Source organism: Alteribacillus bidgolensis (genome assembly GCF_002886255.1).
Classification (GTDB): Bacteria; Bacillota; Bacilli; order Bacillales; family Marinococcaceae; genus Alteribacillus; species Alteribacillus bidgolensis.
In genome coordinates, this window is sequence record NZ_NJAU01000003.1 from 194,528 (window position 1) to 220,187 (window position 25,660).

A 25,660-nucleotide genomic window follows, 5' to 3' on the forward strand; every position below is an offset into this window, starting at 1 on the left:
GACGGGGGTTAATGGGGGTTTTCAATCTATATAATCAACAAGAATATTAGATTCATTATTAGATTGATAGAATATAGGGAGGGAGAAGAAAATTTATGAGAAAAAATGAAAAAACATATAGCCTTTATAAGGCAGTATTTATCCCAGCTATAATTATTCTTACGGTAGAAATGCTTTTCGGTATGTTTTTTACAGAAAAGTTTGGTACGGTCCTTACTAATACTATTTATTGGGTAGGAGATAATTTTGGTTGGTGGATTAATATTTTATCTGTGTTGGCCATTATTTTTGCCATTTGTTTCGTCATTTTTAAGTATGGGGACGTTCGTATCGGAGGTGCGGATGCAAAGCCGGAGTACACTACCTGGCAATGGATTTCCATCACCACCTGTGGAGGCATTGGCGTTGGCCTGCTGTTCTGGGCCATGGGAGAGCCAATTTACCACTTTATGACACCGCCTGTAGCTCCCGGTGTAGAGGCCGGTTCACGGGAGGCTGCAATTTTCGCAGTCAGTCAAACAATGTTTAACTGGTCTTTCGTTCAGTACGCCATGTATTCTTTTTGCGGTCTCGCATTCGCTCTGCTAACTTATAATTCCAATAAAAGTCTTTCCTTTGGTTCACTTGTAGAGCATAGTTTCAATCGTAAAATTTCTTGGCTGACCACTGTGGTACAGATATTCGCTGTTTTTGCTCTTGCCAGTGGAGTTTCCAACTCTATGGGAGCTGGTCTTCTACAGATAGGTGCTGGTATTGAAAGTGTATTTAATATAGAACAAGGCAATATGGTCTGGCTGCTCATCGCGGTTTTTGTTGGAGCATTTTTTATTATCTCCTCTGTTACTGGTATCTCTAAGGGACTGACTAAAATTTCGTCCATCACCATGATACTATTATTTTTCTTGTTAGGATATGTGCTGATTTTCGGAGACGCTCGGTTTATCAGTAAAATCAGCACGGAAGCTTTTGGCACTATCATGGATAATTTCTGGAGCAAGATTACGTATAATAATACGATGGTGCCCCAGGATCAGTGGCCGAATGAGTGGACGATCACTTACTGGAACGCCTTTATAATCTTTGCTCCTGTTATAGGAATGTTTTTGGCTCGCCTGGGAAAAGGGCGAACTGTACGCCAATTTTTGTTGTTTAATATACTTGTACCATCTACCTTTTGTATCATATGGATTGGGGTTTTTGCCGGCCTGATTATGAAAGCACAGTCTTCTGGCCTAATAGATGTCTGGGCTGCTGTACAGGAGTTAGGAATGCAGACTACAATTTACCAGGTTCTTGGTAATATGCCCGGTGGTACTTTCATTCAAATAGTTTTCCTTGTAACCGTTATCTTTTCCTTTGTAACTCTGGCCGACCCTATGAGCTCTGTACTCGCTACTCTGTGCGTTCATGACCAGCAGATTGATGATGAACCACCTACCAAGATTAAAATTTTAATGGGAAGTATTGTAACTACAGTCTCTTACCTTCTAGTGGCTTCTGGAGGTTCTGATTCCGTTAAGGGTCTGTTGAATCTGGGAGGATTGCTGATGACGATCCCAATGCTGTGGTTGTTCCTTGAAAACTTCCGTATTGGTGGCAATCTGCTGCAGAAAAAGAATTACCTTGGAAGGCTTCCTAATGAAAGCGCTACACTAAGCAAAAAGATGAAAAAGGTTAAATAGAGAAACCTATATGTCCTAAATACATGATGGGGGTACCCAGGGGACTTACTGGAGTGGATGCTGTGAAAAAAAGAATATTAAATCTTAGAGTTTACCTTGTCACAATTGCTGGCGCGGCATGTTGGGGACTAATTGGTTTATTTATTGCTCCATTGTATGCTCATGGCTTTACACCATGGGACGTAGTTGCCATTCGAGGAATTTTTTCCTTTGTTATTCTCATCCTAATTATGACTATATTTTATCGTGACCAGTTACGCACCAGAGTTAAAGATCACTTTTATTTCGGTGGTGCAGGAATTTTTAGTATTGCGTTTTTTAATTATTTTTACTTTGAAGTCTTTTCTCAATCAAGTTTATCCCTTGCAGTAACACTATTATATACGGGGCCACTGTTCGTAACCATTCTTTCACGACTTTTTTTTAAAGAATCTTTGACTATTCGTAAAGGCATAGCACTTGCTCTTGCTGTTATAGGTTGTGCATTTGTTGTGGGTTTGTTACCTTTTGGCCAAGAAGGTATACCTATGAATATCTTGTTAATGGGGATTCTTTCAGGGTTTTGTTATGCATTGTATAGTATTTTTAGTAAGCCTATAACAAAACGTTATTCTGCGTTAACCATTACTATGTATACGTTTCTTTATACAAGTATTTTTATGTTATTGACAAGTGATATAATGAAGAAAACTAGTCAATTTCAACATTTAGATGTTTTGGTATATGCCGTTTTGTTGGCTTTAGTGACAACAGTCGCAGCTTATCTTTTGTATTCTTCAGGTTTGAAATATCTTGAAGCTAGCAAGGCTTCTATTTTAGCGACAATAGAGCCTATTGTTGCAGTATTAACTGGAGTACTTTTTCTTGGGGAGAATCTTCGACCATGGCAAGTATTAGGAATTGCATTGGTTTTGTATTCAGCAATTCTGGTTGCCAAGAAACGGAGTAGGGTAAAGAAAACAGTTGACATGAAACAGTATGAAATTCATTGATTGTCTTAATAATCAAAGTAAACTGAACAACCTAGAGTTGTCCTCTCTATATTTTTGATTTATACATCTTCTGTAATGAGATATAATATATTAATGATGGTCATAATTTTGAGATTACCTGTCGCCAGAAGGTGAAAGGAGATTCAAATGAGCTCACATAACCAATCATTAATTACTGAAATAATTAATATTAAGGATTCTCTACCAAAAAAACAAAGACAACTATGCGATTATATCTTGAAGAATTATCAATCAATAGGGATGATAACTGTTAAAGGGCTCGCAGATAATGCTAATGTTGGAGTTTCAACCGTTATGCGCGCGATAAATGCATTAGGATATGACAACTTTAATGTTTTTCGAAAAGATATCTTTAATGAATCATTGCCTGCTGAATCAAAATGGACATTAAAGAAGTCTTTTTCAGAAATCCCTAATAAAGAAGAGAGTGCTCCAACTATATTACAAGTATGGAATGAATCTATGGACATACTGGATAAATCATTAGACTCAGATTTAATAGAAAATTTCGAAACTGTAATTGATGTTATTAGCCATTCAAGTCAGCTTAATATTTTAGGTACTAGACCATATAAGGCCATGGCTTTATATCTTGAACAGTTGCTTGGAGAATTTTATTCTAAGATAAGACAATTAAGCCATGATACCGAAGTACTCTTTGATAAAATATTACAATTTGAAAAGGATGAAGTTTTACTGGTATTTGCTTTTGAACCATACACTAATCGAATTATACAAGCAGCTATGCTGGCCAATCAACTGGGTATCAAGATTATATTGATAACGGACCATATTTCTTGTCCTATTATTCGATACGCTTCCGTAACATTAAAAGTAGAAGTAAGTGAAAAACAATTTTCTGTGGTACCAATTATTACCTTAATAGAGGCATTAGTTATTGAAATTGGGAAACGTTCCTCTGAAGAATCAATTAAAAAATTGAAAAAACTAGAGAGAACGCTTATTGAAAATAATGTAACTTATTCATATTAAGACTTTGTATTACGTTAAGTCAGGAATCAATCCTACAATTGTGGGGTTGATCCTCTTTTTGGAGATTCGCTTTTGAAAATCATTTGGGTATTGGTGCAAATTAAAATATTGGCAGTTCTTGACGAGTGTGACATGATTCGTTAACTATTTTTATCTCGTATTAATTTAATTCAGGGCGTCCTACCTAAAAAACGCTTGAACCTAATTAAGGTTCAAGCGTTTTTCATAGGCTGGTCCAGAGAAAGATTGCTGTAGAATAGCTATTATAAGCTTATCTCTCTCCTTGATAGTTAATAGATATCTTTGGCTTTATGTATATGGCACACTCGGCGTTGGTGTAGGAATAATCATTTTAGCTCGGGTTAATGGTGGATAACAACTAAGTATTCGAATTTTGATCAACATAGAAATATCGGAGGCTAAAACAATGGATTTTCTTTATTTAAACATAGAGAAAATGATCAAAGCTGGAGTACTTAATATGGATAAATGTATTGAAAAAACTGATGAATCTTTTAATTTCTTGGAAAAGGAAATTATCTTATGGAGCCAAAGGGGGGTTGATCACGGAATCACATATGATTTACATAAACGATCTAATACCGGAGCTAATGATTTCTAGACAGGTGAGCCATAATAATTTTGTATTTGCTCATTCTATATTAGAGGAACATAAAAACTAAGGGAGAGAGTATGGCTGACTTAAAAAAACAAGTAATTCTTATTACTGGTGCGAATCGTGGGCAGGGAAAAGCTATTGCTGAGCACCTTGTCTCGTTAGGTGGCATTGTAGTGATAGGTGCCCGAAATTATGAAAATGCTCAAGAAGTTGCAGTGGCGATAGGTAAAGACCACGCATATCCAGTGCAGTTGGATGTTACAAAAGAATCACAGTGGGAAGCAGCTATGGATGTAATTGTAGATAAATTTGGTAAAATAGATGTGCTCGTTAATAATGCTGGAGTCCTGATACATAAACCGTTCACAGACATAACCATAGATGATTATCAACAGATGATTAATGTAAATCAGCTCGGAGTATTCAGAGGGATGCAAGCTGTTATTCCGCATATGGAAAAACAGCAAAAAGGTTCTATCATAAATAATTTATCAATCTCTGCGTTTGACCCAATCAGTAAATCTTCTGCCTATGCTGCGACAAAAGCGTCTGTGGTTGCGATGTCTAAAGCAGCAGCCATTGAATTAGGAAAAAAAGGAATCCGAGTAAACATGGTCCATCCGGGTGGAATTGAAACGGAAATGGCCACCCAAGGTGAGGGTGTTCCGGATTTTTACAATTCGGTTCCTCTAGGACGTATCGGACAGCCGGTTGTTGCTCGAACTGTAGCGTTCCTTGCTTCTGATGAAAGTTCATATTGCACGGGAACAGAAATTGTCGTTGATGGTGGAATGACATTGGGGATTAAGGAAGATTAATTAAGGAGGGTAAGCCCATATTCAAAACAGGCTTTTAATTACAAGAAATGTCGATTGTATATGGTGCTTTTGTGAAGCATGCGCTTCTGGAGTCAGAAATGCGCTCTTTCCACGAAATTCAAGCACGATGAAAGCCGAGGAAGCTGCCAAAATGTACGATGAAGATGTCGAGAAGCAGGCCAAACAAACAGCTTGGCCTCCGCGTTTTATTTGATCTAAGTCTATATGACCTTAACGAGTCTGTCCAACCCAGTGTAGCCTATCCAAACCACCCGTACGCCACGTTTGTCTATGTTCCTTTTTCCAGATGCCGTCAGACCGTATACCTTGAACTACCCCCGCCTACGCTTACGCTAAGAGGTGGGGGATGAATCGCTCAATAACGATAAAAACACAACCTTATAGACAAAGGCCAAAATATTGCATCTGATGCTAGGGGAAACCTACTTGGATCTGTTTTGTCTTTTTTCCAGTTCTTTTTTGATCATTGGAATACCTTTTTCTTTTCCCTGTCTAATTAATTTTTTTACTTTTGGATCATTCGCGAGCTTTATTAGTTTCGACAGCTTTCCCATGTAAGATGCCTCCCTGAATGCCTATTTTCTATGCATTCATGTATCTCCGTAGTTAGTATACTATAACCTTGTACCACTTATAAAGCGTCCAGCTGTCGATTGTCGTTCTGTATTTATTTTTCTCCTTCTACAACTACGGAAAATTACTTACATGGGGTAAAGGTAGCATCCGTTAATTTTGGGGCCATCTGTCCAATAAATGGAATTGGAGAACTACCAAGTTGTTTAATATGATTTGCTGATCTCCTTTCTCTCCCTTATTTCTTTGTACAGCTTTGCCTTAGATACACCCGTCTCCTTTGTGGCACCGTACCGCGCTTTGTTTGCTCGTAATATTCTTTTGGAGAGAGATCAAAAATACTTCAAAAAGTATAAATACAGAACAAGTATTTATATGCATAACCTGAAAACCACATTGTTTCGTAATCGGGGCCATATTCTTGAATATGAGAAGAAAATTAATAGAAAGTAAATCGAAGCTCTAAGTTATTCATTTATTAGGGTAAGTTTAGTTGAAATAGAAAAACCCTATTTAACAAAGCTTCTTTTCGAATGTATTTAAGTAGTGATAAGAAATTAGTATACTGGAGTGAGTTCAGGAGGAGGTGAAATCATGCTTAAAAAAGCGACCATTTTAATTTCATTTATCTTAGTTTGTCTGCCTTTGTTTGATAAATCTGCAATGGCTGAGACTCACATTGTTCAATCGGGAGATACCCTTTCGAAAATTTCCAACAAGTATGGAACATCAGTAGATAAGATTGTTAACCAGAACAAACTGGTATCTACTATAATTGAGCCAGGTCAACACTTAGAAATTCCTAACTCGTACATAGTTAGTGAAGGGGACACACTTTATAAAATTTCTATTAAACTCGGAGTCTCTATACCTGAGTTATTAGAATCTACCCCAACAATAAAAAATCCTGATTGGATTTATCCTGGACAAATAATCAATGTTCCTATAAAAAATGAAATGATTTTTATGGGGAATCCCAATAAGAAAAGAGTTGCCCTTACTTTTGACGACGGTCCAGAAGATACTTATACCCCTCAAATTTTAGAAATCTTAAAGCGAAAAGGTGTGAAGGCTACCTTTTTTGTGGTAGGAGAGAGGGTCAAGGAATATCCAGAACGACTAAGACAAATTTACAGAGAGGGACATGCTATAGGCAACCATACTTGGGATACACCCGCATTTGCCTGAGCTTACGGACCAACAATTTAACGAAAACATACAGTCGACTACCGCAGAAATTGAGAAAATTATAGGGGTCAAACCAGATTTATTCCGACCGCCATTTGGAGAAATTGAAGATCGACAGGTAGAAATGCTTAATAAACAAGGCTACCGTTCGATTATGTGGACGGCCGATACAAAGGACTGGAACGGAGTGTCTGCTGAAGAAATTGTATCAAGAGTGAAGCAAGATGCTAGCCCTGGAGTTATAATGCTTCAACATAACTACCATTCATCCGAACAATTTGAAACTGTTAAGGCATTGCCTCAAATCATTGACGAACTACAAGCACAGGGCTATGAATTTGTTACCGTTCCAACACTCTTGGGTAATTAGAAACCAGGTATGAATAAAAACTATCCCAATAGGGTAACCCTTATTGGGATAGTTTGTTTTGTAAGATTACTATAATTGGAAGTATTCCATATGAAGTATGTAAAATATAAATTAAAATCTAAGTACTTTAGAGAGAACGGTACCGTGTCAATAAGTTTGTGTAAAACGGTAGGGTGATCCTTGGAGGAGGGCTGGCCATGTAGACCAGCTTCGTTCACCTATCCTGGTTTAAATATACTGGAATGTTAAATTGACTGGATAGGTAACATGCATCTTCTTAAAGTTAAAAACACAAAGGAAAACTTTATAGTAAGGCTGTAAAATAAAGTTCATTATAAAAAAAGCATTTTTTAAATTTTTTTATCACATTGCATTGAAAATTTTCAGTGGTAAAGAAATTGAGATAATCCTTTTCACTTCGAATGTAATCACCTTTATCATTATACTTCATGAACCAATTGCTAATCGGAGATTTTTCAAAAAAGCAAGGCTCTATAACGACAATCTTGCCTTGCGGTTTTAAAATTCTTTTGAACTCCTTGATATAACAAAGGATCATTTCTGGAGGAATATGGTGCAATACAGCGACGATTAAAATAAAATCAAAGCTATTGTCCTCCGCCGGAAGTTCATTCCCCTTAAAGGCCTTAAAACGATATTGGTTATACTTGCGTTTGGCAAAGTCGATTCTGCGCGAATCCGGGTCAATCCCAAGGTAATGAACAGGTGAACATAAGGTACAATTAGCCCCGGTACCAGCTCCAAAATCCAGTACTTTTTTATCTGTAAAATTAAAGTGTTGTTGAATATTATTTTGAATATATACTTTTGTTATCCATTTTGGCCGAATAAACGAGTGGTAAATTCTAGGTGATAATTGCAATTAAAAGCACCTGCACTTTTCAGGAATTGTTCTCCATATTCCTTAGAGAATTGTAACTAATGTGGCTTATCATCAATTTCGGTTTTATTATGTTCTAATAAACGAGGTGATACACTGGAAGTGTGAGGAAAGGATTGAAAAAACCAGAGAGGAGATATGGGTATGAAAAAGCTATCTTTATATAGGAGGTAAGCAATCGATACCTTGTTTTGCTGTATCATTAAACGGCAATTAAGAAATGCATTTTATGGCAGTATATTTTTTGAATATCACTACGCTTTACATGGAGTGGCGGACGAGTTATGCTTGCTGCTGCTTTTGCCATTTTAATTTATCCGCAGTGGATCTATGTTAAGCGACAAACTGTTTATGAATAATCCCTGTATAGAACTAATAAATATACTGACCGATTGGTACATTAGTTAAATGCCAAAAAAATGTATCAATTGTTTCGGCTTGAACACCTATCCCCCTCGATCTGAAGTCTTTTCTTTTTTCGATAAATACCCGTAAAAAAGAGTACTAGGTCAGGAAGAATAATAATAGCTAAGGTTCTTTTCCTTGTTTTTGGATAATCTATCAAAAGATCCATTTTATGAAAATGTGTTTTTTGAATTTTCAGGACACCATCTGTTTACTTTTATAAGAGAGGAGATAATAACCTGGATATTGATTCTTTAAAGCGTACCCATAGTGGAAATTGTTGATACTGGTCAAGAGTGAGTTCCCTAGATACTTTTACATCCTCTTCAAATGTTTTTGTCAGTCTTTGAGCAAATTCTTCATTATAAAGAAAGGCATTAACCTCAAAATCTAATTTGAAGCTTCTTACATCAATATTTGCTGTTCCAACAGATGATATTTTTCCATCAACAATAATGATTTTAGCATGAATAAAACCATTGTCGTATATATAGACTGTTGCCCCAGCCTTAAGTAATTCACCAATATAGGATAGAGTTGCCCAATATACAAATATGTGATCCGGTTTATTAGGAATCATAATTTTAACCTCAACGCCAGAAAAACATGCAATTCGAAGGATTTCCAATAAACTTGTATCTGGAACAAAATAAGGCGTTTGGATGAGAACAGACTTTTTTGCTAATGAGATCATTTTAATATATCCATTTTTAATATATTCCCATTCAGAATCAGGACCACTTGTAACAATTTGAATGCCAACATCTCCTTGAGAAACAGCTTCTGGAAAATGATTTGAGATATAGATATTTTTGTGATAATAGGACGCCTGATTCCAATCAAGAATAAAACGAGTCTGAAGCGAATGAACAGCTGTGCCCTGTATCCTTAAATGTGTATCTCGCCAATATCCAAGTTTGGGATCTTGGCCAAGGTATTCATTGCCGACGTTAAATCCGCCTACATAACCGACTTTTCCATCAATAATAACTAACTTACGATGATTTCGGTAATTTAACCGTAGATTGATAAGACGGAATTTGGAAGGAAAAAAAGCTTCCACTTCACCACCAGATTCACGAAGTTTTTGAAAAAAATGTTTGGTTAATCTCCACGAACCCAAATCATCATATAAAACCCGTACTCTAACCCCTTCTTTTGCTTTCTTTGTTAAAACTTCTATAAGTTTTTTACCGAGTTGATCTTTTTTGATGATAAAATATTGTAAATGAATATGGACCTTTGCCCCTTCGATATCTTTAAATAACCTGTCAAACTTTTCTTGACCATCAATAAATAATTCAACCGAATTATCTTCAGTTAAGACAGCACTACTGTTCATTAAATGCATGTATATTAAATCTCTACTTTCTCTTACAGCTTGATTATGAAATTGTAAATGAGGGGACCTAAGTTGTGACAATTGAGTTCCTAACGTTTTTTCGGTTCCAATCTTTTTACGGTCCTCCCATTGAAAGAGGTAATAACGTCTAAGATTTTGTCCGCAAAGAAGATACAAGACAAATCCAAGCAAAGGAATAAAAAATAAAACCAATAACCAAGCCCATGAGGAACCAATATCTCGTCTTTCCCGAAAAATAACAATAATTGCAAAAAAAATATTTAATACAATAACTAGCCAGGGCAATAAGGAAGTAATATCCATCATGAAATCCTCACTAAAAACGTTTCACTTTCGTTACGTTTATTTTTTTATAAGACCTTTAATATTGGCTGAATTCTTTTAGTTATTTTATTTCTAGTCTTTTTTCTTTGTAGTTTTTCTTCTGATTTGTTCAAGTTCCAAATAATTGAACGATCGAAATTATAATTCGGCTCCATGTTTTCTATATCAATTTCACTTCCTTTTATTTTTTCATCGTAAATGATGGCGGTAAGGAACGCACCGCTAAAAACGATAAAAGACTGTTTATCACACATTATTAAAAACAACTTTTAATTAGTTAGTCATTCATTGAATGCTTTTTTTCTAACTCTTTAATCCTGTTCATAACATATCGTGAAAGAGATGAGTAATCTGTTATGTCTAAATGACCAACATTAATTTGTGGTCCAATCACAACCTTTATAGGTGTTCGAATCCCTTTTTTCACTCCAATAATGGCAATTGGAAGAATAGGGGTATTCGTTTTACATGCGATAAAAGCTACTCCTTTTTTAGGCTGAACCAATTCTCCATTTTTACACCTTTTTCCCTCTGGAAAAATACCAAAAACTTCCCCACTGTTAATAATTCTTAAAGCTTGGCGTACAGGACGAATAACAATTTTACTTTGACGATCAACTGAAATCACATAAACAGCGGTAAAAAACCATTTTAAAAAACGATTACGAAATAATTCGGCTTTTGCCATAAAGTGAATGTTTCGTTTCATCACACAAGATAGAAGTAGGGGGTCGTAATTACTGATATGGTTCGCAGCTACAATCAGTGCGTTTTGAGTAGGGACGTGTTCCAAGCCGACGATTTCAATTCGAAATTTTAACTGGATGAATAGTTTTAGGACTGGTTTTAATAACGAATAAAGCATTTTTGTGTTGCACATCCCAATATTTATCTTTTGTAAATCACTATATAACCTTGCTAAGATTTGTGAAAATTTTTATGTTTTAAATGATCACTTGGAGACATTACCATTTGATTATCCGTTATCTCGCTATAAACTTACAACCTAAGGTTACCCTTTTCCCTCATCCACTATTAAAGAATGATTGGTATCTCTTACCGAAGCGTAAAAAATGTTGTTCCATGTTGTAAAACCTGCTGCTTTGATTTCATTTATTAACCATTGTTGGTCTTTATGAATTAATTTTAAATTTTCATGTTGAATGTTCCCTTCAACGATGACAGGAATAGGAAATCCCCGATACTCCATTTCATGACCTAACATTTTAGGCGTTGCTGGCAATTCCTCCTCTTTTGGCATTACACTAATATCCCCATTGGGTTCAAGAATCGCATATTGAATGTTTTGTATATCTGGATAGCCTTTGCTTCTAATGCTTGACAATAATTCAGACAAAGAAAAATGACTTTTTTTTAGATTTGATTTGATCAGTTTCCCATGTTTAATTAAGATAGTAGGTTCTCCGATTATAAATCGATTCAGTTGATTGTAAAGGCTTAACTTCGAAAGGGAAACATGCACAAAAACCACGATCGCAATCCCTATCAATGATTGGACAATCCCTTCCACTTTAATCGGGGCCATAGCGATCGCAACAATAAAAAATATAGCTGTTAAGTCATGGGGTGTAAATTGAGCTAATGCTGACTTTCCCATAAATCGAACAACAATAATGGATACAACAAATAATAAAAGTAACATACCTATAAATGAAAGCATACTACCACCTCTGTTTTATAATGGGGGAGAATTGACAATGGAGTAAGTCCAGATATATGTAAAATTTACATTATCATTAGTAAATGTTTCCGTATAATAAATACGTGCGTATACGTTATGGAAATAAATTGCTAAAGAAAATTGTTATGAGGGACTTCGATGGTTAAAAGCAACATATTTAATATTTTCATTCCTAACACTCTTTTTATTTTTCATTTACCATACAATAAACAGGAAGAAAGGTTGGTTCAGTCAACCTTTCTTCCACAACTTTTTTCTATTCTTTATACTGAGGCTCTTCTTGTTCAATTTGTTGGACGCGTGGAGATACACTATCTACCAGTAGTTGTGCTTGTTGTGCCGCATTTTGATACATTTGTTTCGCTTGTTCGTTTTCGGTTGCCAACGCAAACGATTCAAAGCTGGCTTGAGCACTCTTTAGATTGGCTACCGTTGTTTTTAGATCACTTGCTACTGTCATGGTTATTCCCTCCCATTGAGTTTTGACTTCGTATTCTAGAATGTCTCAAAGACGGTTTATTATGTCGTAAAAAAATAAATTCGAAAAATTCGAGTATGTGCCATTATCGTTGTATTAGGCGAACCCCCCGGTCCTAAGACAAAACCAGAGCATAGCTTAAACGAAAGCTGTAACAACATTCTGCCTTTATGATAAGGAGTTGTTCCTTTGACGGAGATCTGTACTTCCTATGAAAGATACTTTTGGAAAAGTCAACTCGTTACTGCCCAACGAACCAATTCGTTTCAACCGGAAATTTTGTCCAACATGTTACCCAACTGTTTTACACGAGCATACAAAACTCTATTATGATTACTATCCATAATGTTCTTTAACAACGAACGATTTGGCAGGTATTTTTGGAGCATTTCCGAGAAAAATATAACCCGTTCCTCAAAAATGTTAGAAGATAAGGGATCCAGAGATACTATATCCAAGTTTGTATGAGCAATCTCTTCCGATAAAGGTTATTTAAACGCCTTTGTATAAGCTTTATACTGGAGGTTAGCTGTATGAAAACAAGTGAATGTAAATATTTTATTACCTATTTTGTTTTTAATCGTTGCATTAATTCCTGGTGTGTATTATTTTTCATTAATAAACACCGTTCCTTTAATACCTCAATTTGGCGATCTGCTATTATCTATACATAACCGATCGATCTTAGCAATCGTATCTGGAATATTAATGATTCGATCCATTTCCAAAAAGAAAAAAGACAGTTGATTTAAAGGAAGTCGTTTATCACAAATAGCTTCCTTTTTTATTTTTGCACGCTATATCATTCTGGTTACACAAAATGTAAGTTTTTATCTAAAAGCATACATTTTATATAATTATTAATCTGTTTTGTCTCTATGGGCTAGTTTACTAATAGATAAAAAAGTTTCATATATATAATCTTCAATTAAAGGGCCAGATTGTGGATTAACTCTTGTATTACGTAGTAGACCATTACTGCGCAACAAATAACTTCTATTTTAGAGGCATTTGTGAAAGAATGTACTTAAGAAAAAAGCCCCTTAGTTAAAGATGGTATGAAAATAAAGTGTATTGACAACTAGATAGGCTATGAAAGAAATCAAAGACCCTTAATGGGTCTTTTATAAGGTCTCATTAAAATTTAGGAATTAACTCCAAGTTGCCGAAGAATGTTGTGTACATCAACGTGAGATCTTTTTTCAATAATCTTGCCGTCAATAATACGCAAAAGCATCATAAGTGAAAATCTAACGTTTTTTTCAGTTGCAGGGATACCGAAAAATGGGATACCTGTATGTTTACCTTCAAATATAAAATAAACGGCTACTTGATCCCCTTCAGCAACCATTGCTTCAATTGGCATTTTAAAGCCCGGAAAGGCATCGAAGTTTTTCTTTTCAGATTAAGACCTTCTACGCCTCGAAATGGTGTATCAATTTGTGGATAAAACACAAAGTCTTTATGGCAGAAATCTTTAAGTGCCTCATAGTTTTCTTGTTCAATCGTTTCATAAAAACGACGAATTAACTCCTTGTTGGCTTCAACTGACATTGCTTATCTCTCCTCTTTAAATTAGTATGTATATGATTCTCCATCATCCGGCACTAAAACATTAGAGGAGATTCCTTTTTCATTAGCAAAGTTTTTTAGTTCTTCTCTTGATAATGTCCAGTGGTTTATCGCTTCCATATGTACAGCAATAATTTTTGCGTTAGGAGCAGCCTTATGTACTTCATAGACATCATCCTTACCCATTACCAAAGAACCGCCTACTAAGAATTGATTATCTCCAGCATTTACGACAATAATTTCCGGTTTATGTGTGTCGATTACTTCTTGAACTGCATTATACCAAACCGTATCTCCAGCAACATATAATGTTTTCTCCGATGAGTGTTTGAAGACAATGCCACATACCAGACCAGCCATTTTTAAGATTTCGCCTCTTCCATGCTCGCCTTTAGTTTTAATTAATTCGATACCTTCGAAGACTGTATCCTCTTGTAAAACATCTACATTTTGGAAACCAGCGTTTCGAATTTCTGTCGCATCTTCTTCATTTTGGGAAAATATTTTAATTTCTTTTGGTAATGCTTCCTTTGCAGCATCATCCCAGTGGTCAGGATGCAGATGAGTGACGATGACCGCATCAATATCTTGAATAATATTTTCAATGGATGTTGGCAAGCTTACCAAAGGGTTGTTCTGATCTTGTCTTGGTGCATTAGGGAAAGGTGGGTAAGCTCCTTTTTCCGCTAACATTGGATCGATTAAAAACTTCTTCCCTGCGTATTCTACAACTATTGTTGCATTTCGAATGTGTTGTATATTCATATGAAATAACTCCTTTTCTTTGAAAATTCCTTTGAACAATGTATATTCTAAACAATGACCTATAGAGGGATACATAGATTAATTAAAGTCTTTTGTCCTTTTGACTTTATTTATGAAAGGAGTTAAAGAAATGTTAGATAAAACGGATATTCTTATCATAGATGAACTATCCAAGAACAGTCGGATTACAATGAAGGAATTAGGCGAGAAAGTCCACTTGACTGGACCAGCTACATCGGCAAGAGTGGCAAAATTAGAAGATAGTGGAGTTATTGAAGGTTATACCATTAAAGTTAACAAAGAAAAAATGGGGTATTCTGTTCACGCAATTATACATATTTTTACTAAAAGCACAAATCATCAACCTTATTTATCGTTCATAAAAAAACAAGATAAATGTGTCATAAACAACTACAAAGTCAGTGGAGAAAGTTGTTATCTTCTTGAATGTAAGTTTCCATCCAATGAAATATTAGATGAATTTTTGACAGACATGAGCAATTATGTGAGTTATAAATTATCGATTGTTATTAATAAATGATACATCAAACAAAGGTTGTTAGTGAAATAATGTATTTAAAAAACAGGCGCTTATTTTGAAGAAGAACAACTAACCAAACAAAGTCATTTGCTGCGCAGTACAAAGATACTATTCAATAGAAAAAGGATATTCAACAATTGGGCGCCGCTCGACAAGTTCTGCTATAAGCGCTTGGAAGCGTGAAATGCAGAGGATTACTTACTAGTTAATTCTAACTTTACAACCGAGGATGGGAATGACGGAACCACGTTTCCCAAAACCATCCCGTCAATACTCCTGCATGCGTCGTAACTGACAGGTTATGGGGTTTGAAGTACAGGTAGATTCGGCAGAACGAAGGCTGGAGCCACTCGGAAAGAGAAGGTATGCCAACGGATATGCCGCACGGCTGAAAAACTGAATAGGGTGAGAATAGTTTCAACCGTAAGAAACTGACGAATAACCGAATGTACAGGTCTAAAGATTGACCATAGGGAAACCTATGGCCCATCTAACGATGGGGGTGAGTGGCGTGGAGTAAAAATGCGCCCTATGAAACACGCTATACCGGACAATGGCGGTATCCAGCTCACAGGCTTCAAGGGAACACCTAAGTTCAGAAAGGATAGCTAGGTTGTAAGGGACTTGGAAAACAAGGAACGTTGTAACAGGGGCTGTCACCCTAAACGGTTACTATAAGGTATCTACCGAAATGTATTTATCCTTGCGAGGGTAGGGGCATGACTAATGAACCTCCTGTAATGGGAGTGGAGGAACAGCCCCAAGTCTAGCGAAACGAACGATCATTTTCCATACGTGCATTGCACCGATCGGGTAAGAACGTGGGAACATCACTCCGACAAGGAGGGATGCCACAGTGCAAGCTTTAAGATATTGGGATTATTACGATATGACAGATACCTTTACTGATTTGTACGAAAGGAGCTTGGAAAAACAATCATTTTCTCGTCTTTTCGATGTGATCACATCCCGAGAAAATATTTTGTTAGCTTATCGTACCATTAAATCCAATAAAGGATCAAAGACACCAGGAACGGATGGGAAAACCATCGCAGACATGAAAAGGTGGTCAGAAGAAGAATTAATAACGGAAGTCCGGCAAAAGCTAGAAAACTATCGCCCGAAAAAGGTTAGAAGAAAATGGATTGAAAAGGATAACGGAAAGTGGAGACCTCTCGGTATTCCTTGTATGCTCGACCGAATCATTCAACAAAGTTTCAAGCAGGTACTTGAACCAATTGCGGAAGCCCAATTCTATAATCACAGTTATGGATTCCGGCCACTCCGCTCAGCCCACCATGCAATGGCGAGAATCCAGTTCTTGATCAATCAAGCCAATTTTCATTTTGTGGTAGACATCGACATTAAAGGGTTCTTTGACCATATAAACCATACGTTACTGATCAAGCAACTATGGAACATGGGAATTCAGGACCGAAAGGTCCTAACCTGTATTTCAAAAATGCTGAAGGCTGAAATCGATGGAGAGGGTATCCCTACAGAAGGCGCGCCTCAAGGTGGCTTATTATCGACCTTATTATCAAATATCGTTCTCAATGATCTCGACCAATGGATCGCTGGCCAGTGGGAGTTTTTTCCACTTTCTAAACTCTTTCATTCCAAAGTAGGCGAAAGGCTTGCTAAAAAGCGTACCCATCTCAAAGAAGGCTACCTCGTTCGCTACGCGGATGATTTTAAAATCCTTTGTAAGGATGGGAAAACGGCTGAAAAATGGTACCATGCAGCACGTCTGTATCTGAAAGATCGTCTGAAATTGGACATCTCACCGGAAAAATCACAGATAGTAAACATGCGTAAAAGAGATTCAGAGTTTCTAGGTTTCACTATTCGCGCGAATAAGAAGGGTAAAAAGCGAGTAGCCCATACGGGCATCAAAGCAAACAAGAAGCGCAAAATCAAGGAAGAGGCGAAGAAGCTTATACGAAGAATTAAGTCTTCTCCTTCTGCTCTCAATGCCCTCTTATTCAATAGTTTTGTGCTGGGACTCCATAATTATTTCAACAGAGCCACTCATGTCAATCCGGAGTTCGCACGTCTTTCCTATGATCTGGGTGCGTTCATCTACAATCATCTCAGACCAGTTGGCAAATATGGTCATCCGGCCAATCCTCCGCCGGTCTATAAAAAGTTGTATAGCTTGAACTATAAAACGTTCGAAATTGCCGGTGTGTCTCTATTCCCTATTAGTGATGTGAAAACGGTGAATACCATGGGATTTAGTCCAAAGATGACACCTTTCACTAAAGAAGGAAGAGAAGTCATACACAAAAGACTTCGCCCGGACATTCAACGAGAGATCGGGGTCCTAATGAAATCAACTCTTCCAAACCGAAGCGTTGAATATATGGATAACCGAATCAGTCGGTACAGCATGAAAATGGGAAAGTGTGAAATCACAGGCTTTGAATTGCCCGCCACGGAAGTCCACTGTCATCACTATATCCCACTGACCCTCGGAGGAAGTGATCAATTTCATAACCTTCGTATTCTCCATAGGAGAATACACCAATTGATCCACAGCACGGACAAAAAGATGATTGATGAACTCAAGATAAGATTCCAACTTACATGGTCGATGATCGATAAGATCAACCGGTACCGTGAAAAATGTAAGCTTGAACCAATCTAATGATCTCAATCACTGAGTAACGAGGAACTTATGATCAAATAATCTCGTTAGATGGAACGCGGAGTGCTGGGAAACTAGCACGCTCCGTGTGGAGCAGGGGAAAAGCCGGAGATAACTTCAAACGCTTACCTATTGCTGACGATTATTGAAGAAAATTAATATTTTTAAATAACTGTATTGCTAAGGCATCTATCCTTATTAAAAAATTTAACAACTTTATTTTACCCCCATCCAAAACAGGACGGGGATATGCGTGTTGGAAGTATTAAACTTAAACAACTTATTGTAATCTTGACATTTCCTTATTGTGGGTGGTGACAGCTTCGCTGGTACTACCCCGAACAACAGGATAAATAAAATAGTGACAGTTCAGATTCAGGTTTTATATTTTGGACTGCTACGTGAACCGAAATATTGCTTGTGTTCTTTAGAGAACCTGACGTTCACCGGTGTCAGCAGCTTTTTGTATACGATCAATCAGTTTGTGCAATTTGACTCCATCCTCAAAATTAGGAATACGAAAGGTTTCCTCCATTATGTCATAGGCAAATTTCCTATGTGCTTGAGCAACATTTAAAACAGGTCCTTTAGGGATTGTGTCCGGGACCCAACGGTATCTATTTGGGATTGTTAATTCAGTAAGTGAAGAATTCCCACCGATGGAAAGCTGCGCACCTTCTACTTTCAAATCTCCGAACTGAAGTTGAGCATGAGTACTTTCCTTGGACAGTACAAGAACACCTTTATTACCAAATATTTCTAACGAAACCCCTGTTCGATAGGACACCCCACCCTGTACATGTATAGATGCGGTTGCTCCACTCTTTAAAGTGCCATTAATTAAGATTTGATCATCAGTTGTCTTGTCAATGATCTCACCGGTTTCCTGCATTTTTGCCTGTTTGTATTGATTTGCCATCGTAGCTGACAACTCATCAAAATCACCAAGAGCATAACACATCGCATCGATAGCATGTCCTGAATTAATTGTCAATAGGCTTGCACCATTAGTATTATCTAATAAATATTTATACGTTTCATTCGTTGTACCGCCCTTTGCTGTGGTAAAGACTTTCATATGACATGACAGAACTTGCCCCACATATCCTTGAGCAACCAGGTCTTTCACAAAGTTGACTTCGGGAGATTGACGGGCTTGTAAACCAACGGCATGGTGAAGTTTTTTAGCTTTAGCTAATTTATTCATCTCAATGGATTGAGCAGTGTTTAACCCCAAAGGCCATTCACAATAAACATGCTTACCGGCATTGAGAGCCGACATGACTGGATCGTAATGACCGGGGACTTTTACGCTTACAATTACTGAATCTACATCTGGATGGTTGGCCATTTCGTTTGAATCTGCAAAAGCATGTGTAGCCCCAAGTTGCCGCGCACTTTTTTCTGCGCTTTCCATTCGGGTGGTTCCGATGGCAGTAATTTTATATTCCGAGAGACGTTGTAAAGCAGGAATATGCCCCCGACTGGCCCATTGGTTGTTTACGGATCCCCCAACGATACCGATACGTATTGTCTGATTGCTCATTCTAAATGCCTCCTTTGTTTGAATCGAAGACAATGGTATTAATCGTGTGCTTTAAATGTCTGCTCTTTCAACATAGCTAAATAAAAATCACTTTTCTCTTGTGCAATCTCCTTTATCGCTTCTAACTGTTTGATTTGATGCTCTAATTGGTCGATGTGTTGAGCTAACATGTTTATTCTATTTTGTATCGTAGCATTTGTATCTATATCTTGATCGTCAAGGTTTAAAAGACAGCCATCCTTTGTAAAAGCCGCGATATCTTCCAAATTCATCCCTGTCTGCTTTAATCCATGAATAAAACGAATAAACCTAAGATCATGGTCACTATAACGTCGTTTTCCGTCTTGACGATTGGGATTAGGAAGCACGCCAATCTTTTCGTAGTATCTTAGCGTATACGTCGTAATCCCTGTTAGATTCGATACCTCTCCGATTGAGTACATGGAATAATCAGTCCCCCTTCAAATTGGATTACACGTATTGTACCTGTTAGAGTAAACTCTAAGTCAAGTCGCAATTCTTAGTATTTCAACAATCGGAGGCAAGAACGGAAGACTGTTATAAAGTTATCTTGAATTCAAGTCTTCATGAAAAGGGCGCGATTGTTGAACAACGTAGGTAGAAAATGATCAAACTTTTTTATAAAAACCAAACTTAAATCTGTCTGAGGTCTAGAAAACTAGCAATTTAAAAGAAATCTTTTGATTCGATTTAGTGTAAAATAGACATAACTTAGTAAAAAAATAAAGGGAGAGGAATGTATGAACCATTTAACGTTTAAACAATTTGAATTGACGAGAAGTTGGTTTATTGAAAGTGCAGAATCAGTTCCAAGGGGAATTGCAAGTGTACAGCCAGAAGGTTTTAGCAATACAATCCATTGGCATATCGGACATGTACTTACGGCCTCTGAGCAATTAATGTTTGGTTTTCATCACAAAAAGTTCCATCTTCCAGCAGTTTATACAAAACTATTTGAAAGAGGTACATCTCCGGCCGATTGGGGAGGGGATGTACCTCCCGTAGATGAACTTATCACACAACTGAAGGATCAGTGGGATCGTATCCAACAAATTCCTGCTAAACAGTTAAATGAAAATCTAGAAGAACCATTTATTGGACTTGAAACTTTTGGAGAATTAGCAGGTTTTGCAATCGTTCATGAGGCCATCCATATGGGAAAAATAGAAGAAATGAAACGTGTCATTGAACTTGGAGGAGCAAGGAACTAACAGAAAAAGTTATTCTCAGATAGGGTGGTGAATTCATCTAACATCTCACCTACGTTATGTTTATATTTTTTGTTCTGAGTATTAGCCTTTGCTTCATCTTTACCTATAATCGCCCATTCAATAGTATGAGTGTAAATACTATCATAAAAATCTAAGTTCATCTTCTGTAATATAGGGATCATCTAAGTTTAATGAATTTCCACACTTTTTAATCTGTCTATTCAACCCTAGAACGCCTCATAGTAATTTATGTAGCAAAGCATCTTCTATAATATTGAGTTGAAAATCTTGAATCAAAACTATCCAATAGGTTTATTTTTTTACTTTCGTTCAGATAAATACCGATAAAAAGTAGCTCTGCTTACTCCAGCAGCATCCAATATCTCCTGAATGCTATATCCCTTACTATCGTACATCTTAAAGGCCAATTCCAGCCTGGATTGGTCTTTTCTTGGTCTTCCGCCTTTTCTTCCTCGAACTCTTGCCGCATCTAATCCGGATTTTGTTCTTTCTGAAATAATGTCCCGTTCAAACTGAGCTAGTCCACTAAATATCGTGAACACAAGCTTTCCCATGGCTGTCGTGGTATCGATGTTTTCGTTGATGGAGACAAAATTAACTCCTTTTTCCTGGAAGTCATTGATTAACTCCACTAAGTGTTTTGTACTTCGGCCAATACGGTCGAGTTTGTAAACGACAACGGTATCTCCTTTACGGAGATACTTGAGCATGTCGTTAAATGCTGGCCGGTCTTTTTTGGTTCCTGTGATTTTTTCTGAGAAGATATTTTTCTCTTCGACCCCATATTTTTTTAACGCATCAAACTGCATATGTAGATTTTGATCTTTGGTACTGACTCTTGCATAGCCAAATAACATTTTTTGTAACTCCCTTTTTGATTTTCGTTATTTTCATGTTATCAAAAAGGATAAAATAAGTACATATTGGGACTTTGTTTTTGATATGAGTTTTGAAACTTAGGTTAAGCCGATAAACTAGGATCTTTTAAGCGTTTCAAATAATCATAGACCTTGTCTCAAAAACGAACACTTATGACAGCAGTACTGTCGTCTGATATAATTTATATATAAAACAAAGGTGGTGTTTTATATGCTAGAACGTGAAGGCGAATCCCAAGGAAGGAAATTTGCTTGGGTAGATAAATGGGTAAAGATGACGGGTGATCGAGCAAAAATCGATGCTAAAGCAAACAACACATATATTGTTTACGAAACAGAAAACGGACTCGTGAAAGAATATCCGGATGGAACCATTGTGAATTTTGACAAAAAGCCAAATGGTGATAATTAATGAGGTCCGCCAAGCTCCCTCCCATGATGTATATCTTTGCTGGAAACAACGGGAGTGGAAAAAGCACGTTACGTAACCTGCTAATCGATAAGTTAGGTATAGACATCAATATTGATCCGGATTCCATTGCTCGCAGGTTGAATCCGCAAGCACCCGAGACCAAACAATTCGCAGCAGGAAAAGCAGCAGTAAAATTAGTCTATGAGTGTATTGAGGAAGAGAAGAGCTTTTCGATTGAAACGACACTGGCCGGGAAAAATGCTATCCACCAAATGATCAAAGCCAAAGAAAGAGGTTTTGAAGTCCTGTTTATATACGAGGAGAATCTTTTATGTCATATCGAATCTATGGAATTTCCCCGACCTATTGTGTTGTTAAACAAGGGGAATCGTCTTGATCATTAATTCATTTAGCAACTATTATAATGAAGGTTTTCGTTATAAATGTTGTTTTTAAATCCTCCCATGTTTTTGCAAAAACTGTTACAACTATTTTTCCTCAAGTTGTTTGACCAATTTATAAAAAGTGGTCTTTTTAACGTCTGCTTGCTTCATGGCCCGCGTCGCTGTAATCTTGCCACTCTTCCATTCATAATAAGCTTCCATGAATTCATCTGTAATCCTTGCTTTAGGACGGCCAAAAGCTACTCCTTTTTGCATGGCCACATCAATTCCCTCACGCTGTCGTTTTCGAATCCGGTCCCGTTCTTCCTGTGCCATCCAAGAAAGGATTTGCAAAACGAGATCAGCTATAAAGGTCCCCATGCTATCTTTGTATTGGGTGGTATCGAGTAGTGGCATGTCCAACACTACAATGTCGGCTTGAAGTTCCTTTGTTATGGCATTCCACTCCTGCACAATTTCCTCTTTATTTCGACCGAATCGATCGAGGGAATGAATGTGTAGCACATCCCCCTGGCGTAGGATTCGTTTTAAGAGCTGATACTGATCCCGTTGAAAATCTTTGCCACTCACTTTATCAATAAAGATATCACGTTTGTTGATCCCTTGTTCTTTCATTGCAGCTACCTGGCGTTTCTCACTTTGGTCTTTGCTGCTCACTCGTATATATCCGTACTGCCGACTTTCCATTTAAGGGTAACCTCTCTTTCATTTGGTTTTTCTCCCTCAAGTATACCTGTTTTCGTTCGTAAATGTATATGAAAAAATGCGAACGTTCGCAATATTTTTTTGTAGTTTTATGAACGTTTAAATTCATAGATTTAAAAGATTTGTGCAATGTTCGTAAAGGTGTACTTTTACAAACAGATCCAAAGCCGTATGTAGAAAAGTATTAAACAAACTTTAATATGCTCTAAAGCTGCTATGCTAAATCTTATGTTTGTTTCCAGATATTGACGTTATTAAAATGAATGATTAAGACAAAATTAAAGCGTAGAAAAAAACAATAAAGGATCAGATGGGCATGAAAAAAATAAGTCTTATTTTTTGTACGTTAATTATGACAATTTTTATTTTTCCTATTCAAGAAATAACAGCCGCAGAAAAATCATCAGAAGACATCTATAAAGAACGTATGTCACTATATAAAGACATGGAGGCTATTACCCAAGTCCCCTGGTACTGGCTGGCCGGTGTAGATGCATATGAAAGAGGGCTACGCCGTGCTAGAAAAGACCGGGATGAGTCACAAGGCGTTATAAATATTTATTTCTCACCTAAAGAATGGGCAGGGCCTTTAAATCCCGATTTAGATTCTGAGGATCCTTTTGCCAATTCTCTATTTGAAGGAATTGGCTTGGATGGCAACGAGAATGGAAAAGCTTCTCTTAATGAAGACGCAGATGTATTATATACTTTTGCTAATTACCTTTCAGGTTATGGGCACGATGACGATAACATCCAAATCGGCCTCTGGGAATATTATCATCGAGATCAAGCCATCAATATTATTACGGGTCATGCTCGTATTTTCAGGAAATATAACAGAATTGATTTAGACGATGAACATGCGTTTCCGGTTCCTTTAAATTATAATTACAGCTATCGAAGTACTTGGGGAGATAAACGCGGTTGGGGAGGCCGCCGTATCCATGAAGGAACCGATATTTTTGCTGACTATAGAACCCCGGTTCGAGCTACCTCTCATGGAATTATTGAATTAAAAGGATGGAATAAGTTTGGTGGATGGCGGATTGGTATTAGAGACTTATCGAATACGTATAATTATTACGCTCATTTAAGTGGATTTGAAGACGGGGTGGAAAAAGGAGATATTGTAGCCCCCGGAGATGTAATTGGGTACGTAGGAAGTTCTGGTTATGGCAAACCTGGTACAGAAGGGAAATTTCCCCCTCATCTTCATTACGGAATGTATAGAGATAATGGTTACAGTGAATGGTCTTTTGATCCTTATTCATCTTTAAAATCATGGGAAAAACAAGATAGAAAATAATAAGTTTCTTGAAATAGAAGAGAGGGATTAGTCACCAAAAAATTTCCGATAAGTAATGACAACTAGTTGGAGATTCGTTTATAGGATTTTTTTAAGCAATAATACCATTAGAAACCCGGTGAGAAATGATGAGACGTATGAAACCTATCCTTTTTATTGCTTTACTTCTATTATGTATGGGTAGTGGATATAGTGAGGAAAAAGCAGAAATAAACATTCAAATAGATTTATGGAACCGCCACCTTCAGCTCATAGAAGATGGAAAAGTGGTCAAGGTTTTTCCAATTGCTCCAGGTTCAAAACGAACACCTACCCCAGTAGGAACGTTTGAAATCGACCAGAAAGGAAGAGGGTGGGGAGGTGGATTTGGTACCCGTTGGCTTGGATTAAATGTTCCGTGGGGGATGTATGGTATTCATGGAACAAATAAACCTCATTTAATAGGAAAAGATGTTAGTGCAGGATGCATTCGTATGGAAAATAAGGATATTGAATGGATTTATGAAAAGGTAAGCCTTGGTACTACCGTTCATATTGTTGGTCCTATTACAGGCCCAAATGGAGAACATTTTGCTACTTTAGCTAAAGGATCACATGGAAGTTTAGTTTTTCTTGTACAAAACCGGTTAAAAGCAGCTGGGTATTATAGGAAACCATGTAATGGTTTATACGATAAATATATGGTTGCTGTAGTTAAAGAATTCCAAAGGAGTGAGAAGTTGCCTGTAACTGGATACTTTTTAGATCGAGACTATATTAAGTTAGGTTTACTTGAATAGTAGGCTATAATCACTTCCATATAGGGATTTTTTAGGATTGTAAGATTTTATATCCATCAACCCCCGCCGTTCATTTGGGAGGATTTCGTCAGCCAAACTGTTACGGTAAATTCTCGCACCTATTAGCCGAGCTTATAATACGCTTTTTCTTACTAAACAGCATACTATTCGACGAAGAGGGAGCCTTTCAGAGCGTTACCTCATCATTCGACTCCTCGACATAACCCTTCAGTTTTAGAAACCTAATACTTCTTGATCTTTATCGAAATTGTGTGACCATATTTCATTTGAGTCAGGAACATTTCGCACCAAGAATCTGTCCCTAGAATGAAAAATGAGCGCTTATGCCTGTTTCAGGAATAGCGCCCGATGAGGAAAGATGATTTTTTGAACCATAAT

General features: G+C 37.0%; 28 protein-coding genes. 15 read left to right on the top strand and 13 right to left on the bottom strand.

What is annotated here, in order from left to right:
- Positions 1-95 precede the first annotated feature (95 nt).
- The 5 genes from CEF16_RS22265 (at position 96) to CEF16_RS22285 (ending at position 5,125) form a co-directional block, all read left to right on the top strand.
- A complete protein-coding gene (locus tag CEF16_RS22265; protein ID WP_091587968.1) occupies positions 96-1,682 on the top strand; it encodes a BCCT family transporter in 1,587 nt (528 codons plus the stop codon).
- Positions 1,683-1,735: 53 nt separating this feature from the next.
- Positions 1,736-2,674: a DMT family transporter gene (locus tag CEF16_RS22270; protein WP_245918032.1), complete on the top strand. Its 939-nt coding sequence runs from the start codon at positions 1,736-1,738 to the stop codon at positions 2,672-2,674.
- Between the two features lie 147 nt (positions 2,675-2,821).
- Positions 2,822-3,688 (top strand): MurR/RpiR family transcriptional regulator, encoded by an 867-nt coding sequence (locus CEF16_RS22275; RefSeq protein WP_091587971.1) that lies wholly within the window; start codon positions 2,822-2,824, stop codon positions 3,686-3,688.
- Between the two features lie 427 nt (positions 3,689-4,115).
- Positions 4,116-4,310, top strand: coding sequence for a hypothetical protein (locus CEF16_RS22280; RefSeq protein ID WP_091587973.1), 195 nt, complete (start codon positions 4,116-4,118; stop codon positions 4,308-4,310).
- Positions 4,311-4,381: 71 nt separating this feature from the next.
- Positions 4,382-5,125, top strand: a complete 744-nt coding sequence (locus CEF16_RS22285) for an SDR family NAD(P)-dependent oxidoreductase (protein ID WP_091587974.1) — start codon at positions 4,382-4,384, stop codon at positions 5,123-5,125.
- Positions 5,126-5,568: 443 nt separating this feature from the next.
- Here CEF16_RS22285 and CEF16_RS25060 read toward each other — a convergent pair whose 3' ends face one another.
- A complete protein-coding gene (locus tag CEF16_RS25060) occupies positions 5,569-5,700 on the bottom strand; it encodes a hypothetical protein (protein ID WP_281259227.1) in 132 nt (43 codons plus the stop codon).
- Between the two features lie 613 nt (positions 5,701-6,313).
- On the opposite strand from CEF16_RS25060, the gene CEF16_RS25065 reads away from it, so the two are divergent.
- Positions 6,314-6,907 carry a LysM peptidoglycan-binding domain-containing protein gene (locus CEF16_RS25065; protein WP_091587976.1) on the top strand — a complete coding sequence of 198 codons (594 nt, stop codon included), beginning with the start codon at positions 6,314-6,316 and terminating at the stop codon, positions 6,905-6,907.
- Entirely contained in the window at positions 6,900-7,277 is a 378-nt protein-coding gene (locus CEF16_RS25070) for a polysaccharide deacetylase family protein (RefSeq protein ID WP_281259228.1), read from the top strand. Before CEF16_RS25065 ends, CEF16_RS25070 begins: the two co-directional genes overlap by 8 nt.
- A 304-nt stretch (positions 7,278-7,581) precedes the next feature.
- Here the strand turns inward: CEF16_RS25070 and CEF16_RS22300 are convergent, their stop codons facing one another.
- From CEF16_RS22300 to CEF16_RS22325, 5 genes are all read right to left on the bottom strand, one after another.
- Complete coding sequence (locus tag CEF16_RS22300) at positions 7,582-8,160, bottom strand: class I SAM-dependent methyltransferase (RefSeq protein ID WP_091588420.1); 579 nt, start codon at positions 8,158-8,160, stop codon at positions 7,582-7,584.
- Positions 8,161-8,800: 640 nt separating this feature from the next.
- A complete protein-coding gene (gene cls, locus CEF16_RS22305; protein WP_091588419.1) occupies positions 8,801-10,249 on the bottom strand; it encodes a cardiolipin synthase in 1,449 nt (482 codons plus the stop codon).
- A gap of 298 nt (positions 10,250-10,547) precedes the next feature.
- Entirely contained in the window at positions 10,548-11,135 is a 588-nt protein-coding gene (locus CEF16_RS22315) for a lysophospholipid acyltransferase family protein (protein ID WP_091588415.1), read from the bottom strand.
- 147 nt (positions 11,136-11,282) lie between these two features.
- Positions 11,283-11,951 carry a DUF421 domain-containing protein gene (locus CEF16_RS22320; RefSeq protein WP_091588414.1) on the bottom strand — a complete coding sequence of 223 codons (669 nt, stop codon included), beginning with the start codon at positions 11,949-11,951 and terminating at the stop codon, positions 11,283-11,285.
- A gap of 277 nt (positions 11,952-12,228) precedes the next feature.
- Entirely contained in the window at positions 12,229-12,432 is a 204-nt protein-coding gene (locus CEF16_RS22325; RefSeq protein ID WP_091588412.1) for a DUF1657 domain-containing protein, read from the bottom strand.
- Positions 12,433-12,993: 561 nt separating this feature from the next.
- Between CEF16_RS22325 and CEF16_RS22330 the strand changes: the two genes are divergently transcribed.
- Positions 12,994-13,197 carry a hypothetical protein gene (locus CEF16_RS22330; protein WP_091588410.1) on the top strand — a complete coding sequence of 68 codons (204 nt, stop codon included), beginning with the start codon at positions 12,994-12,996 and terminating at the stop codon, positions 13,195-13,197.
- A gap of 397 nt (positions 13,198-13,594) precedes the next feature.
- Here the strand turns inward: CEF16_RS22330 and CEF16_RS24660 are convergent, their stop codons facing one another.
- The 3 genes from CEF16_RS24660 to CEF16_RS22340 are packed head-to-tail and all read right to left on the bottom strand — an operon-like array spanning position 13,595 to position 14,787.
- Complete coding sequence (locus CEF16_RS24660) at positions 13,595-13,816, bottom strand: ester cyclase (RefSeq protein ID WP_342750510.1); 222 nt, start codon at positions 13,814-13,816, stop codon at positions 13,595-13,597.
- On the bottom strand, positions 13,777-14,004 hold the full coding sequence (locus CEF16_RS24665; protein WP_245918033.1) for a nuclear transport factor 2-like protein: 228 nt from the start codon (positions 14,002-14,004) through the stop codon (positions 13,777-13,779). Before CEF16_RS24665 ends, CEF16_RS24660 begins: the two co-directional genes overlap by 40 nt.
- A gap of 21 nt (positions 14,005-14,025) precedes the next feature.
- Positions 14,026-14,787 (bottom strand): MBL fold metallo-hydrolase, encoded by a 762-nt coding sequence (locus tag CEF16_RS22340; protein ID WP_091588409.1) that lies wholly within the window; start codon positions 14,785-14,787, stop codon positions 14,026-14,028.
- Between the two features lie 130 nt (positions 14,788-14,917).
- Between CEF16_RS22340 and CEF16_RS22345 the strand changes: the two genes are divergently transcribed.
- Both CEF16_RS22345 and ltrA read left to right on the top strand, forming a co-directional pair.
- Positions 14,918-15,328 (top strand): Lrp/AsnC family transcriptional regulator, encoded by a 411-nt coding sequence (locus CEF16_RS22345; RefSeq protein WP_091588407.1) that lies wholly within the window; start codon positions 14,918-14,920, stop codon positions 15,326-15,328.
- An 856-nt stretch (positions 15,329-16,184) separates the two neighbouring features.
- Positions 16,185-17,978, top strand: coding sequence for a group II intron reverse transcriptase/maturase (ltrA, locus tag CEF16_RS22350; RefSeq protein ID WP_175488399.1), 1,794 nt, complete (start codon positions 16,185-16,187; stop codon positions 17,976-17,978).
- Between the two features lie 427 nt (positions 17,979-18,405).
- Here the strand turns inward: ltrA and CEF16_RS22355 are convergent, their stop codons facing one another.
- A complete protein-coding gene (locus CEF16_RS22355; RefSeq protein WP_091588182.1) occupies positions 18,406-19,524 on the bottom strand; it encodes a Gfo/Idh/MocA family protein in 1,119 nt (372 codons plus the stop codon).
- 38 nt (positions 19,525-19,562) lie between these two features.
- Positions 19,563-19,967: a MerR family transcriptional regulator gene (locus tag CEF16_RS22360; protein ID WP_091588184.1), complete on the bottom strand. Its 405-nt coding sequence runs from the start codon at positions 19,965-19,967 to the stop codon at positions 19,563-19,565.
- Positions 19,968-20,285: 318 nt separating this feature from the next.
- On the opposite strand from CEF16_RS22360, the gene CEF16_RS22365 reads away from it, so the two are divergent.
- Positions 20,286-20,756: a DinB family protein gene (locus tag CEF16_RS22365; protein ID WP_091588185.1), complete on the top strand. Its 471-nt coding sequence runs from the start codon at positions 20,286-20,288 to the stop codon at positions 20,754-20,756.
- Positions 20,757-21,076: 320 nt separating this feature from the next.
- Here CEF16_RS22365 and CEF16_RS22375 read toward each other — a convergent pair whose 3' ends face one another.
- Positions 21,077-21,634, bottom strand: coding sequence for a recombinase family protein (locus CEF16_RS22375; RefSeq protein WP_091588188.1), 558 nt, complete (start codon positions 21,632-21,634; stop codon positions 21,077-21,079).
- Between the two features lie 232 nt (positions 21,635-21,866).
- Between CEF16_RS22375 and CEF16_RS22380 the strand changes: the two genes are divergently transcribed.
- On the top strand, positions 21,867-22,067 hold the full coding sequence (locus CEF16_RS22380) for a hypothetical protein (protein WP_091588189.1): 201 nt from the start codon (positions 21,867-21,869) through the stop codon (positions 22,065-22,067).
- Entirely contained in the window at positions 22,067-22,471 is a 405-nt protein-coding gene (locus CEF16_RS22385) for a zeta toxin family protein (protein WP_091588191.1), read from the top strand. The genes CEF16_RS22380 and CEF16_RS22385 overlap by 1 nt, the downstream gene beginning before the upstream one ends.
- An 84-nt stretch (positions 22,472-22,555) precedes the next feature.
- Here the strand turns inward: CEF16_RS22385 and CEF16_RS22390 are convergent, their stop codons facing one another.
- The gene (locus CEF16_RS22390; protein ID WP_091588192.1) at positions 22,556-23,158 is read right to left on the bottom strand and encodes a recombinase family protein; all 603 of its coding nucleotides are present in this window, start codon (positions 23,156-23,158) and stop codon (positions 22,556-22,558) included.
- Positions 23,159-23,492: 334 nt separating this feature from the next.
- Here CEF16_RS22390 and CEF16_RS22395 point away from each other — a divergent pair, with 334 nt between their 5' ends.
- Together CEF16_RS22395 and CEF16_RS22400 are read left to right on the top strand one after the other, a co-directional pair.
- On the top strand, positions 23,493-24,482 hold the full coding sequence (locus CEF16_RS22395; protein ID WP_091588194.1) for a M23 family metallopeptidase: 990 nt from the start codon (positions 23,493-23,495) through the stop codon (positions 24,480-24,482).
- A gap of 137 nt (positions 24,483-24,619) precedes the next feature.
- Positions 24,620-25,261 carry a L,D-transpeptidase family protein gene (locus CEF16_RS22400; RefSeq protein ID WP_170032336.1) on the top strand — a complete coding sequence of 214 codons (642 nt, stop codon included), beginning with the start codon at positions 24,620-24,622 and terminating at the stop codon, positions 25,259-25,261.
- Positions 25,262-25,660 lie beyond the last annotated feature (399 nt).